Origin of the sequence: Roseburia sp. MSJ-14, from assembly GCF_018918225.1 — a bacterium.
In the GTDB taxonomy this organism is placed as follows: domain Bacteria; phylum Bacillota; class Clostridia; order Lachnospirales; family Lachnospiraceae; genus Petralouisia.
Genome location: NZ_JAHLQD010000020.1, coordinates 55856 through 69955, shown reverse-complemented (window position 1 = coordinate 69955; position 14100 = coordinate 55856). Strand labels below are relative to the sequence as shown.

The following is a 14100-nucleotide window of genomic DNA, read 5'->3' as shown; positions in this document are numbered from 1 at the left end:
GTATAGAGGATAATGGAGTGCGGAACATGAGAGTAGATAACAGTAATTTAATAGAAATTACCAAATCAAATAGTAGTGTAGAAATAAAAGGGAGTGTTTCCGTTCAGACGCAGCAGACCACAACTCAGCAGATTGATAAGACAACTGGTGAGGTGCGGTCTGTACAGCAGACGACCGTAGACAAGCCCTTTTTTGCTGGAGATTCAGAGTCCGAATTGGACAAAATTCGTCAGGATGCAGAGAATATGGAGGTAAAACTCTATAAAAAACGTATGGAAACGGTGACCAATACCGCATCAGCAGATGATTGTGCGAAAATGGATGAAGATGGTTCTCCGTTAAACAGTACCGAAGTAAAAACGGTAGTAACAGAAATGGATAAGATAAAAATGCAGCTTGCCAAAGCCGGTGTAGATATCAGCATTTTTGGTGATGATTTAAGCATGGATCAGTTGGCAGAAATGTTAGGAAGTACAGGAATGGCATACCAGATGGAACAGACCATTACTGCGGCAGATTTACCGGCTACTGAGGAAAACATTTCAGATTGTCAGGAGACTTTGAAGCAGGCAGCAGACCTAACCGATTGTAACGAACAGACTGTAAAGTATATGGTAGAAAATGAACTTTCTCCGACTGTAGAAAATTTGTATAAAGCACAGCACAGTACAACTGCATCTGCAACAGTACCGATGCAGCAGACTGCAAAAACAGGTGCAGACCAAGAAAGCGTAGTAGATGAAAATTTTCAAAAGCAGATTGAACAGGTAGTAAAAGAAGCAGGACTGGAAGTAAACGATACCACATTAGGTTATAGCCAGTGGATGCTGGATAACAATATTCCGTTGACGGCAGAAAATCTTAAGTATGCGGCAGATTTATTTGAAATGGAGTTCCCGGTGGATGCAGCAACTGTTATGGACGCAATGATGACAGCTATTTCAGAGGGAAATCGTCCAAAAGATGCAGTAGTGGTAGAGGGATACAGCTTAGAAGACCGGGCAGAGCAGACTGCCGATATCGTAGAAAACGTTACGGATGCAGATATATGGACCGTGGTAGAAAAGGGACAGCAAGTAACGGTAGAAAATCTTGCGGCAGCCCATAACAGTAATACAGCCGCACAAAGTGGTGATGAGACAGATAGTAGAAAAGAGACGCAGAGTGCAGAAGTTCCGGCATATGCACAGGAAGATATAAAATATATTACGGCTCGCCGCCAGTTAGAAGAAATTCGTCTGATGATGACAACAGAAGCAAACTATGCTTTGCTGAAAAAAGGAATCAGCATAGAAACAAAGCCATTGGAAGACTTGGTAGAGCAGTTAAAAGATTTAGAAAATGATTATTATAAAAATCTGCTAAGTAATAATGGAATTGAACCGACCAAGGAAAATACAGAACTTTTAGCAGAAACAGTAGGAAAAGCGGAAGAATTAAAAAGTGTACCGGCTTATGTATTAGGAACAGATAATGTAGAAAACCATACGGTTAATACATTGCATGAAGCAGGAACACAATTAAAAAATGAATTCCAAAAGGCCGGTGAAGCATATGAAACCCTGATGACTGCTCCAAGGGCAGATATGGGAGACTCTATTCAAAAAGCATTCCAAAATGTAGATGATATTTTAAAAGATCTTGGAATGGAAACAACAGAGGCAAATCAAAGGGCAGTAAGAATACTGGCATATAATCAGTTAGACATTACAGCAGATTCCATTACGCAAATGAAAGCGGCGGACCAGAAGGTACAGGTATTATTCCAAAATCTTTCTCCAACCGTAGTAATGGAAATGATTCGTGAAGGTGTAAATCCATTGGAAATGGATATTAGTCAGTTAAATGCAAAGGCAGAAGAAATTAAAAATCAAATAGATGCAGGTGGAGAAGAAAAATTCAGTAAGTATCTTTGGAAAATGGAGCAAAAAAATGAGATTACTCCGGAAGAAAGGGATAGTTACATTGGAATTTACCGATTGTTAAATCAGATTGATAAAACAGATGGAGCAGTAATAGGAGCAGTATTAAATCAGGGAGCAGAGCTTAGCATGAAGAATCTGCTTACTGCGGTAAGAACCAATCGAAGCCATGGCGTGAATACATCGGTAGACGATAATTTTGGAGCAACAGAAACGGTAAAGACACCGGATTTAAGTATTTCACAGCAGATAGAGGCAGCATATCAGACCGATTGTGCCAAGGAAGCATTTGCAAGAATGACACCGGAAGGTATGGAACAGGCACAGCAACAGGGTACAGTAGACGAAATGACGCCGGAAGAATTGCTGTGGCAACTGAAAAATGCACAAGTAGATCAGAAGTCAGAGGAAGCATACTATCAACAGCAGTTACAGGAATTTGCGCAGGCAAGAGGTGCAGAAGAACAAGTATTAAAATTATTGACCGGATATGATATGCCGGTAACGGCGTATAACGTATTGGCGGCAAACCAGATGCTTCATAATCGAAACGGTATGTTTAAGACCTTGTTTGAACATAGCAACGAGGAAGAAAGCGATATTGATTTAGAAGAAGTAAAGCAGGGGATTTTAGAGGACTTTGCAGAAGCGGTAAAGACACCGGAAGATATGGCAAAGGCACAGAAAAAACTTGCAGATGTAGCGGAAAACGTAATGAAAACAATGGCACAGGCTACAGATGTACAAAGCTTCGATATTCGAGACTTAAAGATTATGCGTCAGGAAATTGAACTGGGAAATAAAATGGCAAAAGAAGAAAATTATGCAATCCCCGTTCTTGTAGCAGACGAATATACCAATATACAGTTAAAGATTGTACGGGGAACAGAAAAGCGAGGAAGATTAGATGTTATCTTTGACTCACCGAAACTTGGAAAAGTAGTAGCAAGATTTCAGGTGCAGGGGGAAAAGGTAAAGGGTTATATTGCTTCGGATTCTGAAGATACCATAGAAAATCTGAAAGAACAGCAAGAACAGTTATCTGAAAAACTCAGTATGGAAGGAACCTTATATCCAAACTTGGATTTGATTCAAAGTGATAACTTGGATTTAACACAGTTTTCTCTGGATAATCGAACCTATGGGGATATTAGTGACCAGCCGGAAGAAGAATATCAGGTACAGACCAAGGTGCTGTATGGTATGGCAAAAGAATTTATTGGTGCAGTAAAACAACTGGGAATAGAAGAGTAAAGGAACTTAATTGCCGAAACAAGGAAGAAACGGCTTAATATTTCAGGCAGGGACGCCGATATACAAACCATAAGAGAGGTGCACAATATGAAAATTAATCACAATATGTCGGCAGTTATTGCCAATAAACAATTATTAAGAACGGAGAATGGATTGACTTCTTCTTTAGAGCGTTTGTCTTCCGGATTGCGTATTAATCATGCATCCGATGATGCGGCTGGAATGGCAATCGCAAGCAAAATGAATGCGCAGATTAAAGGATTGAATCAGGCATCCAGAAATGCATCAGATGGTGTATCCGTATTGGATACTGCTGATGGTGCATTAAACGAAGTAGCAAGCATGTTACAAAGAATGCGTGAATTATCTGTACAGGCAGCAAATGAGACCAACACAGAAACAGATTTAAAAGCCATTCAGGCAGAAATCACATCTCTTACAGATGAAATAGACCGTGTTTCCAAGGATACAGAATATAATACCATGAATCTGTTAGACGGAACACAGGATACCAGAGTATATCCAAATGTAAGAGGAATTGAACGAATTGATATTTCGGATAATGTGGAAAAAGGTGTTTATAGTATTACAGTAAATGCACCGGCAGAACATGCGGTAGGTGAAGGAAATACTGCGGCAGCTACTACAACAGTAACAGCAGCTCAGGAAGGTAAAGTTGTAATCAACGGTGTAGAAGTAGAAATTAATGAAGGTGATACTTTTACACAGGTATACGAGAAACTTCGTGCCGGAGCAGAAACCGGAAATGTAAATCTTTTGGTAGTGGCAGATACTACGGCAACAGGCGGAACAGCTGAAAATGCAGGATATGTACCAACAGATGTAGCAGCAGGTGGAACATTGGTATTTGTTTCCAAACAATATGGTTCAGCAGCAGAATTAAATATAAGTTGTGAAAATACAGCATTAGCAGCATACCTTGGAATTCCGGCCAATGGTTATACAGAACATGGTGCAGATGCAGATGTGTCATTTGCAGCAGGTGATAATGGATTTACCACACAGGCAACTATGACAACAGAAGGAACACATGTAAAAGTAACAGATCGAAGCGGATTTGAAATGAACTTTGAAGTAATGCCAGACGTAGCCGGAGATGTATCACTGGAAGTTACAGATATCGGAACAATGACACTTCAGATTGGAGCAAATGAAAATCAGACAATGGATGTGCGTATTCCGGAAATTTCTTCTAAGAGCCTTTACATTGATCAAGTAGATGTAAGAACCGTAAATGGTGCCGGAAGAGCAATTACAAGTTTTGATAATGCAATTGGTAAGGTAAGTGAAGCACGTTCTAGAATCGGTGCATACCAGAATCGTTTGGATTCTGCTGTAAATAGTCTGGAAGGAACAGAAGAGAATATGACAGCGGCTCTTTCCCGTATTGAAGATGTGGATATGGCAGAAGAAATGTCTGAATATACAAAATATAATGTATTATCTCAGGCAGCAACCTCTGTACTTGCGCAGGCAAATGATATTCCACAGCAGGTACTCCAGTTATTACAGTAGGGGGCTTAAAGTATGAAGGATGAAAAGAAACAGGAGTTTACCCGAAGGCTTAGTTGCTGTAATCGTGGGGAAATGATTATTATTATTTACGATATCCTGTTTTCCTATCTGGAAGAGGCACAGGAAGCACAGAAAGTAGGAAATTATGAAGGATTTAAGGATTCTGTGCATAAGGCTCAGCAGGTAGTACGAAGATTGATGGGAACATTGGATTTTACCTATCCGGTATCAAAGGATCTTCATGCACTTTATCGTTTTATAAATGAATTATTGGCACTTGCTATTGTAAAAAATACGGAACAAAATATTATAGATGCTAAGAAGGTTTTGAAGAATCTATATGATGGATTCTGGGAAGCGGCACAACACGATACATCAGAACCATTAATGCAGCATACACAACAGGTAGTTGCAGGGATGACCTATCAAAAGGGAACATTGACAGAAACCCTTCAAGGTTCAGAGAGTAGCAGAGGGTTCTTAGCATAAAAAATAAAAATGGAGTTATTACATTCTGATATCAGTAATGTATAACTCCATTTTTCATATAACATCGCAAAGTCAAGCTTTTTGCAGAGAAAAATTTTCTTCCGTAGAATTACAATTTTCGGGATTAAGCTGTTTCACCCGGGTAAGTAAAAATTTATATCGCATCTGCAAGGCATTTACCTGATAAATGCAACAGTCTATCATATCCGGGTCCATGGCATTTTGAAAATCATCATAAGCAAGTGCCAAATCATATCTGGCTTTTTCCAGGTCATCTAAAAGTAGAGTGTAAGCAGTGGTATCAGATAACTGCTTTTTCGAACTCTGAAACATATGAATCCCATTCCTTTCATAATAGCGCTTAAAAGTTTCTTTTATAAAGTATAAGCAGAAAATGGGAAGTCTATACAAAAAGTCATAAATTTTTCCAAAATGTATATATTTTAGAAAAAGAAGATAGCAGGAAAACAGGAAATGGAGCAAGAATACGGAATGATAGCAATTGCCGGAATTTGTCTGGTGGTACTTCTTATGGGAATGATGAAGAAAAAGGCGAAGGTGGCAGCGGTTTTTTTGAGTCGCGCGGCAGTGGGGGTGGTAGGTATTAGCGTTGTAAATCAGATGCTGGAAACCCAAGGGATTGCCATAGCGGTTGGAATAAATCCAGTCAGTGCTTTGACAATCGGAACCCTTGGTATCAGCGGGTTTGTGTTGTTATATGGGATTATGCTCTATAAAATTTTGTAACTATTTTACAAAAATGGAAAAAATGCATGATTTCCCTTTACAAGAAAAAATGCTTAGGATATAATGCAAATTACCAATAATGAGGAGAGGTGATAGGTTGGAAATGTAAGCGTTATTGTTACACTGTTTGTGCTGGGGATTGCAGTGTGGATGGATTTTAGAACCTGGCGAATCAGTAATTGGCTGATTCTATGCGGACTTTTAATAGGATTACTTTTTCAGGTATGGCAATATCAAGTCAAAGGAATTGTGACCTTCATAGTTCAAGTATCAGTACCGATTATCTTATTATATCTTTTATTTCTTATGCGTGCCTTAGGGGCAGGCGACATCAAGTTGTTTTCCGTTATTAGTGGTATATGGAATTTAAAAATAGCATTTATTACAATGGGAGCGGCATTTTTTGTGGCAGCCGTATTGTCATTGTGGAAACTTATTTGTCAAAAAAATCTTTTTGCGCGTTTGCGTGTCTGTGGAGAGTATCTACATCAGGTAATGGTGACAGGAAAAATCACAAAATATCCCAGAGAATCAAAAGGAAAACAAAATATCATTCATTTTTCAGTTGCAATATTAATTGGATTTTTTATCGCATGTGAGGTGGTTTATTGAGTACATTGTCTGTAGCGGTATGTGATGCAAATCAATCCTATGGGGAAAGTATCGGCACATATCTGTTTATAGAACAGGGAGAAAAATTTTCAGGTGGATTTTTTTCTGCATTAGAGGCGTTTCGGGAGCAATTTTCTAAGCAAAAATTTGAAATTGTTTTGCTGGGAAAAGCATTCATACAGGAAGCGTGGATTCAGGAAGAAATCGGGCAGAATGAGAATATTCTGTGGATACATTTGTGGGAAGAAGGGGAGGAGCCAGAAGCACTTCCTGTTATTGAAAAGTATCAGCCGGCATCAGGGGTTATACGCAAGATATATGAATTTTATGAGGCATATCATAAAGAAAAGTTTGTGGGAGCAGGAAAACGGGCGCAGATAATAGGATGGTATTCGCCGGAACAAAATATCTGGCAGACACCGTTAGCACTTACCATGGCAACAATTTTGGCAGAAACAGAAAGGACTTTGTATGTGAATTTGAAGGAATGCAGTGGATTAACATACTGGCTTCAAGAGGATTATGAACAAGATTTGTTGGATGTAATGTATTTTTCTAAGAATTTGCAAACCGGAGAAAAAATGAATCTTGGAAGATTTACGTATCAATTAGGGAAGTTGTCATATCTTCCGCCGGTGCAGGATGGAATCTTACTTTCAGAATTAAAGGAGTCGGATTATCTGAGCTTTTTAGAAATGTTGGAACAGCAAGAAGAATATGATGTGATTGTGTTGGATATAGGAACCATGTTTTCAGGATTTTTTTCTGTGTTAGAAAAGTGCAGAACTATATATTTACCACAAGAGCAAAATGTGTTTTCACATGGAATCTATAAAGACTTTCAAAAAATGGCCGGTCGGTCAAATATCAATTCTGTAGAAGAAAAAATAGTAAAATTATCATTGCCGGAATGGAATAGACAAAAAATTACACCGGGATGTGTAATGCAGCAGTGGATGTGGGGAGGACAGGGAGACTATGTCAGAGAGTTGTTGGCAGGAACAGGTAGAAGAGATTAAAAAGCGGGTACTGATACAGTTAGATATTACCCAGGAAAACGATGAAGAGCGTTTGTTAGAAGTAATTGATACAGAGATAATTCGTTACAGCAAAGAACATCTGTTATCTTTAGAACAGCGACAAAAGTTAAGAAAGGGTGTATTTCATTCCCTGCGGCGGTTAGATGTGTTGCAAGAGCTTTTAGAGGAAGAAGATATCACAGAGATTATGGTAAATGGCGCAGGAAAGATCTTTTATGAAAAAGACGGAGCGATGTACCTGTGGAAACAGCATTTTTCTTCCGTAGAAAAATTAGAAGATATTATACAGCAAATGGTAGGGCGGCATAATCGTGTCATTAACACAGCACAGCCAATTGCAGATACAAGGTTGCCGGATGGTTCCAGAGTAAATGTAGTACTATCTCCCATAGCCATTGATGGACCGGCAGTAACGATACGAAAGTTTCCAAAGTCGCCAATGGATATGAAAGCAATGATAGAAAAAGAAAGTATTAGTTCAGAGTGTGCAAAGTTATTAGAACAACTGGTAAAGGCAGGCCATAACATTTTTATTTCGGGCGGAACAGGTTCCGGAAAAACGCCCCCACATTAGTCAACGCAGTATATCATTAGATTCCATCGAAACCGAAATAAGTTTGACCTATAAAAGTCTGCTGAATTTATATAGTCCTATTGTTTTTGAGCCAAGTTGGGATTGTGGAATTCTTAATGGCATTACATTAAAGCAATATTTGAAAGAACTTCAGCTAGATACATGGCAAGGTAGGATAAGATATTATAGACTCAAAAACAATATTACAGCAAATGAGGTGGCAAAGAAAATAGGTATGCAGAATGGAACTAGTTATTTAAAGAAGTATGAAAATGCATGTAAAGACTATTATACATCTGTGTCAAATTATAAAGCTGTTTGTGATGCCATAGGTATCAAATATGAAGATATAGCTGATGATTACATGTTATTTATAGATAGTGATTATGATATGAAACTGGCTACAGCTATAGAAAAAACTGGTCTATCTAGTAAAGAGTTTGCTGAAAAATATAATATTGAATATACGACATTGAGACATTCATTGAAAAGAATGCACAAATTGTCGATAAAAAGTTATGAGAAGTATAAAAAGATTTTTGAAGAACTAAATATATAAGGTATTAGGAAGGTATTCATATTATGAAGAATATAACTAAAGGGGAACGTAATATTTTAAGAAGTGGCTATTATGACATTATTCAAGTAACAGATAATTATATTGAAATAAAGTCTAAAAATACTAAGCATTATTGGATTTTAAGTAAGCCTATGCCATTTATAGATAATAAACCTATTATTATTTATCATAAACATTCAAAGTATATCAGTTATTATCATAAACATGGGTTTGCATACAATATCTATCAAGCTGTAAATCTTATTAAGTCGCATGACTCTTATGTGCTAAGCGGTATGGGAAAGTACAATAAGGCATAAGCAGACTTTACATTGTGACTGTAATTCTTTCGTGATAAAATAAAAGTAGTTTTCAAGAGGAAAGGATTACATATGACAGATTTAATGCTTAAGTTACTTACATATGAGCCTTACGAGAAGGTTTCTGGCAATGAAAAGAAATATATAAATAAAGTGTTGTGTGGCGATATTGCTAGTGATACAGTTGTTACAAATAAAGAGTATGTGATGTATGATGAATTGTTTAGAGGGTTTCTCAGTCATGTACAGTATACTGTTGATGGTATTAATTGGAAAAGAATAAAATGGGAGTCACTTGACTGGTTAAGGGAATGGAAAGATAAATACTATCCAATTGTAAATGGCATGATAAAAGGTAGAGCAGTATATCCAGTCATTTTTAAGAAAATCTGTTTCTTTTGGATTGTAGAAGCTAAAATAATAAAAAAGAAAAATGAAGTATCGCAAATGTCTGATTCTTACTTCATAGAACAAGTAGGTTTAGAAGATAATATTTTAAATAAATGGCATATATCTCCACGTTATAGGAAGAAAGCTAATAGAGACTCATACAGTTCAATTACTCTTTATAGGAATGGCAAAAAGCAATCTTACCTCACTTCAGCTATAAAGAGAGCATATTATGAGTCTAGCAGACAAAAAGCAGAAACTGATTTGTTTTATGATGCTGGAAGTACAACAGAGTGGATAGCACCCAAAATGAACCAGTTGGAAAAGTTTGTAGATGTATTTGCTGGAACTGGTACAGTCGTAGCATCTGTAGAGGCAAATGAAAGTGTTGTTAATGATATAGATGTAGGTGCAGCATGTTTCCTTTATTCAATATCGCATGATTCAAATGAGGTTCGTGAAAGACTGGCACAATTACATAATAACTTTGTCAGTAAAGATTTAAGTGATGGTCAGAATTTATACACTGTGAAGGAATGGCAAAAGCATAAAAAACACTATGAAAAGTATATAGATATTCCACTATTTGAAGATATAATTATTCGCATGAGAAATAACTATGTGTATATTCATGAACAATATGTGAAAGCAACCACAGGTGTTACTCTTAATTTTACAAATATATCTGATAAGGATATTCAAATGTATTATGATATTGGTGTAGCATGGATGTTTCTCAACTCATTCAAGCAAAAAAACCAAAGAGGGAATCAGTTTAATGTTATCGATATGGATATTCCTGCATATGAGAAATATTTAAGAAATGTTTTAATGGTTGCTTATAAGAGTGATAAGAAATATAAAAAATATCATCAGGAGGACGCTTCTGACGCAACATTCCTAGAAAAGTTAAGGATAAAAAAATCCCAGATAAAGTTTATAGATGGAATAGACTATATGAAATCCTTGAAGAATGCTGGTGTTAGATGTGAAGATTTTAGAGATATTATAAAAGAAAATTCTGATGGATTCATATATCTTGATTCGCCTTACTTTCTTACTACAGATTATGAAGTACCATTCAGAGATGAAGAACATAAGCAAATGCTTGATATCCTTAGAAACAGTGAATTCAATTGGCTTTTTTCAATGCAGTATATTGATTTGTATGAGAAAAAGCCAGATAGAGGAAGACGGGCTTATCAAGAAGATGGATATTCTTTAATAAGAAGTTATTGGGACTATTATCATGGATTTGTAAAACCTTTTGAAATTGTACTTGAAAAAAAGAAACAGTATTATAAAGTGAATACTAAAAAGAAAATCAAAGTTGAAAAGACAATATGGCTATTGTTGTTCTATTATACATATCAATATAGAGGAGAGACTAGGAATACAGTAGAAATGATGTTGTGTAATTTTGATCCTAGAAGAAATATTCCATATGCATTTGAATATGACAAAGAGTTAGGACATCATATAGAGGTTATGCCATATTCAGAATTTTTGGATAACCTAATTAGGAATGATGGTAATCAGACTCCTTATGAGCAATTAAGAGAAATAGCTCATAACTGGCGAAAAAATGACATAATACAAAATTATTCTTCAGGAGCTTGGGTTTAATCCCAAGCTCTCTTACTGTCTATAAGATAAAAACACTTTCAAGTTTTCACTTCGTATCATTCACTATAACATATAAAAAGTGGATTGGAGGATAAACAGATGAAAGAGTATAAAAGTGCAGTACAAAGACTGACTGAGTTTATGTCTGTATATGAAGACGCAAGTTTGGATGAGATGGAACCGTCTGAGATTATAGACATCTTATCAGCAGTAAAGACACAGATAACTTGTTATATAAGTGATTTATCTGATAGACAGAAAGATGCCGAGTTCCATCTTATCTGCCCACAGATTGACATTGATATAGCTGGCAAGGATGGAGATTTCTCTGGCAGAGAGCTTATCTATCTGCCATTTATGAGATGTTCAGTATGGCTATGGGACAAGTTAGTACAGGAGCCTGATAATCCTGTATTTGAGACAGTAAAATATTTTTGTATGTGTGTGCATTTTCTTAGATGTAAGTTGGTAATGTATGGAGTTCCATACGACAAGCCACTTACATCAAAGTTATTGGATGACTATGGTATCATGGATGCTTTTGAGGTTTATCGTTATGAGCATCTATTCAGAGATGCCTTGCAGCATATAGAGGGGAGGTAGTTTGTATGCTGATAAAGAAATGGAAAATAAGAATACAAAGTGATGGTCGACCAGCCATCACTTTTCCTAGTGGTAGGCAAGATGTAGTTCTCCTGCCAGAAACTGATGATATTGAACTATCAGATGAAGGCTTAATATTTTCCATCAGTCGCAGGGGTAAAATAACTCATTATGAGTGCCTTTTTAACGAGTTAGGCTATACAGCTCCACCGACACCAATAGCACAGCTTCAAGCTATGAAGTGTATATCGGTAGATGTTCCACAGAAGCACATCTTGTCATTTTTATATGAATTCATATCTGGTGTGCTTACAGAAGCTACACCATACATAATCAAAAAACAGCCTTTTGATATGTATGATTTAGCCAGTGCTTATAGTGAGCAATTAGAAAATGTAAGCATAAAAAATATAAAAGAGGCTGTTCTAAATAAGTATGCGGAGGTACTGCATGGATAAAGCATTACTTACCACAAAGGATGCGAGCAGTCTTATTGGCTGTTCGCAGTCAACTTTAAGGAATTATGAGGTTGTAGGTCTTATAGTTCCAGCAGTAAAGGTTGGCAATCGGAGATACTACTCAAGCAGTCAGGTTACTTATTTTATTCGTGACTGCTGTAGTGGTAGTATTGTTGATTCAGAGCAGGTCTACTTTTTGTCAAGCTCTGAGGTAAGAAAAAGGCTTGCTATAAGCTATGAAGCTTTAGAGGAACTTGACAAACAAGGTATTTTAGTTCCCTGTAGGCGGTTACCACTCAGTCATAAGAGGCTGTACTATGTGAGTGACCTTGAAAAATTTATAAGTAGGATGTAGGTATATCCTATCTGTGTGATAGCAGGAGTATTTATCCTTATTTGGGGTAGTACTCCTGTTTTTTTGTGCAGTCTTTAATTATATTGCAGTTCACTTGTTATTCTCCAGTTCATTTTTAGAGTCCTTATTTCTGATTATTTTTGCCATGGCACAAATAATCAGTTTTTTTATTAGGAGGGCTTTGATATGAGGTTTGTAGATATGTTTGAGGCAGTTAAAGGTACTGCAAAGGAAAAACTTGTAGGGCAGATTTCTCTGACAGAGAAATTGTTGATTGAAAAGGGATATTCTTGTACTGAGCGTTTCAGCCATGGTACATGTAATTGGTTTTACCACAAGTATGATGAGCCAGTAGTGCTAGTTGTTTATTACAGTACATATTCACGATTAGTTTCTTTCACTACCGTGGACAAGGTTGTGTATGATGAGTTCTTTGCTGATACAAAGAAAAAAGTTGCCTTTACAGGTAGGGCTGATGGAAAATTGAAAGCAATCGTGAGTATGAATGGGACATACGTTCCGTTGGCTCATCTTGCGTTTGATTGCATTCCAGCAGGATATTGCGTTGACCATATAATTAATGATATCAGGTTCAACGACAGTTCTGCTGTGAGATTAGCAACATCAGAGCAGAATAGTCGCAATCGTAGCTGTAGTAAAAAGGTTGCAGGTGACGATTTTGATTATGATGCATCTCGTGATTTTAGGGAGAAATGGTGGCTCGTGTTGTGTGTCACTATGTTCCACGAGCTTACATGGGAGCAGGCAAAGGAATACAATATGGGAGGTGATGTAGAATGAGTTTATTAAGAACATACTCATTTAATGAGATAGATTACATAGATTCTGGCAGTCTATGGTCTATGTTTAAAGACATTGCCAGTATCGAGAGTAGAGGGTGCAGTTGCACCCTCGAAGTCGTTGAGGCTGTATTGTCGGGAAAATTGAAAATGGAACACTACGATTCAGATGGAAATGTAGTGTTTGACCTCCGCAAGTATGAGCGAAAGGTAGAAAAGCTCAGAAAGCTGGAACAGGCTAGACGTCATAAGAATGAAAAGCTATTGCTTGATGATTATGATGATTTGGCTGAAGGAGGGGTAGTAACAAGCTGTGTTTCTGCATTGCAGACAGAAGATATTGCAAAAAATATCATCGACAATGCAGAGCTTCAGTGGGCTTTGAAATCCTTAGATGAGAAACTCTTGGATTTCATTGTCATTGACAAAGTGAATATCAAGGTTGCCCTTTTACAGGCAAACAAAGGTATTCCTGAGTCAATACAGCTTGTAAAAGATATTGTGAAAAAATATCCCTATATGGGAGAAATCATTCACATTATTCTTAGCTGTGGCAAGCCACTTGAAGAAGTATTGGAGGTGTGATGATGAATAGGGAGCTATTTGAACTTTCAAATGATGACACAAAGTTTTTGATTCTGATTTATGAAATGGCAAAATCAGGAGCAATCACATTGGATTCGTCAAGCTCTGAACATGCTCAGATAATGTATGATTACATAGAGTATGTGAGGCGGATGAAAGGTAAAAAGGATAAAAGACAGCTTAACCAATTGATTCTGTTACAGTTGATTAAGCATTCAAAGTAATAACTG

17 protein-coding genes are annotated in these 14100 nt (G+C 37.0%); 16 read left to right on the top strand and 1 reads right to left on the bottom strand.

Annotated elements, in window-relative coordinates:
• The first annotated feature begins 26 nt into the window (after positions 1-26).
• The 3 genes from KQI83_RS08820 to KQI83_RS08810 all read left to right on the top strand — a co-directional run bounded on the left by KQI83_RS08820 (position 27) and on the right by KQI83_RS08810 (position 5201).
• Positions 27-3176: a DUF6240 domain-containing protein gene (locus KQI83_RS08820; protein WP_216556763.1), complete on the top strand. Its 3150-nt coding sequence runs from the start codon at positions 27-29 to the stop codon at positions 3174-3176.
• Between the two features lie 87 nt (positions 3177-3263).
• Complete coding sequence (locus tag KQI83_RS08815; protein ID WP_216556761.1) at positions 3264-4712, top strand: flagellin N-terminal helical domain-containing protein; 1449 nt, start codon at positions 3264-3266, stop codon at positions 4710-4712.
• A gap of 12 nt (positions 4713-4724) precedes the next feature.
• Positions 4725-5201 carry a flagellar export chaperone FliS gene (locus KQI83_RS08810; RefSeq protein ID WP_216556759.1) on the top strand — a complete coding sequence of 159 codons (477 nt, stop codon included), beginning with the start codon at positions 4725-4727 and terminating at the stop codon, positions 5199-5201.
• 72 nt (positions 5202-5273) lie between these two features.
• Here KQI83_RS08810 and KQI83_RS08805 read toward each other — a convergent pair whose 3' ends face one another.
• Positions 5274-5534: a DUF2508 family protein gene (locus tag KQI83_RS08805; protein WP_253295560.1), complete on the bottom strand. Its 261-nt coding sequence runs from the start codon at positions 5532-5534 to the stop codon at positions 5274-5276.
• 141 nt (positions 5535-5675) lie between these two features.
• On the opposite strand from KQI83_RS08805, the gene KQI83_RS08800 reads away from it, so the two are divergent.
• The 13 genes from KQI83_RS08800 to KQI83_RS08740 all read left to right on the top strand — a co-directional run bounded on the left by KQI83_RS08800 (position 5676) and on the right by KQI83_RS08740 (position 14094).
• Positions 5676-5948: a pro-sigmaK processing inhibitor BofA family protein gene (locus KQI83_RS08800; RefSeq protein WP_216556757.1), complete on the top strand. Its 273-nt coding sequence runs from the start codon at positions 5676-5678 to the stop codon at positions 5946-5948.
• A gap of 114 nt (positions 5949-6062) precedes the next feature.
• Complete coding sequence (locus KQI83_RS08795; RefSeq protein ID WP_330622342.1) at positions 6063-6560, top strand: A24 family peptidase; 498 nt, start codon at positions 6063-6065, stop codon at positions 6558-6560.
• Positions 6557-7579 (top strand): hypothetical protein, encoded by a 1023-nt coding sequence (locus KQI83_RS08790; protein WP_216556753.1) that lies wholly within the window; start codon positions 6557-6559, stop codon positions 7577-7579. The genes KQI83_RS08795 and KQI83_RS08790 overlap by 4 nt, the downstream gene beginning before the upstream one ends.
• Positions 7539-8174: an ATPase, T2SS/T4P/T4SS family gene (locus tag KQI83_RS08785; protein ID WP_216556751.1), complete on the top strand. Its 636-nt coding sequence runs from the start codon at positions 7539-7541 to the stop codon at positions 8172-8174. Before KQI83_RS08790 ends, KQI83_RS08785 begins: the two co-directional genes overlap by 41 nt.
• 43 nt (positions 8175-8217) lie before the next feature.
• A complete protein-coding gene (locus KQI83_RS08780) occupies positions 8218-8733 on the top strand; it encodes a helix-turn-helix domain-containing protein (RefSeq protein ID WP_216556749.1) in 516 nt (171 codons plus the stop codon).
• A 23-nt stretch (positions 8734-8756) separates the two neighbouring features.
• A complete protein-coding gene (locus KQI83_RS08775; protein WP_216556747.1) occupies positions 8757-9053 on the top strand; it encodes a hypothetical protein in 297 nt (98 codons plus the stop codon).
• Between the two features lie 72 nt (positions 9054-9125).
• A complete protein-coding gene (locus KQI83_RS08770; RefSeq protein WP_216556745.1) occupies positions 9126-11069 on the top strand; it encodes a hypothetical protein in 1944 nt (647 codons plus the stop codon).
• A 99-nt stretch (positions 11070-11168) separates the two neighbouring features.
• Positions 11169-11672, top strand: a complete 504-nt coding sequence (locus KQI83_RS08765; protein ID WP_216556743.1) for a hypothetical protein — start codon at positions 11169-11171, stop codon at positions 11670-11672.
• A gap of 5 nt (positions 11673-11677) precedes the next feature.
• A complete protein-coding gene (locus KQI83_RS08760) occupies positions 11678-12130 on the top strand; it encodes a hypothetical protein (RefSeq protein ID WP_216556742.1) in 453 nt (150 codons plus the stop codon).
• Positions 12123-12485: a MerR family transcriptional regulator gene (locus KQI83_RS08755; RefSeq protein ID WP_216556740.1), complete on the top strand. Its 363-nt coding sequence runs from the start codon at positions 12123-12125 to the stop codon at positions 12483-12485. The genes KQI83_RS08760 and KQI83_RS08755 overlap by 8 nt, the downstream gene beginning before the upstream one ends.
• Positions 12486-12671: 186 nt before the next feature.
• Positions 12672-13286, top strand: a complete 615-nt coding sequence (locus KQI83_RS08750) for a hypothetical protein (RefSeq protein ID WP_216556738.1) — start codon at positions 12672-12674, stop codon at positions 13284-13286.
• Complete coding sequence (locus tag KQI83_RS08745; RefSeq protein WP_216556736.1) at positions 13283-13870, top strand: hypothetical protein; 588 nt, start codon at positions 13283-13285, stop codon at positions 13868-13870. The genes KQI83_RS08750 and KQI83_RS08745 overlap by 4 nt, the downstream gene beginning before the upstream one ends.
• 2 nt (positions 13871-13872) lie before the next feature.
• A complete protein-coding gene (locus KQI83_RS08740) occupies positions 13873-14094 on the top strand; it encodes a hypothetical protein (protein ID WP_216556734.1) in 222 nt (73 codons plus the stop codon).
• Positions 14095-14100: the final 6 nt, after the last annotated feature.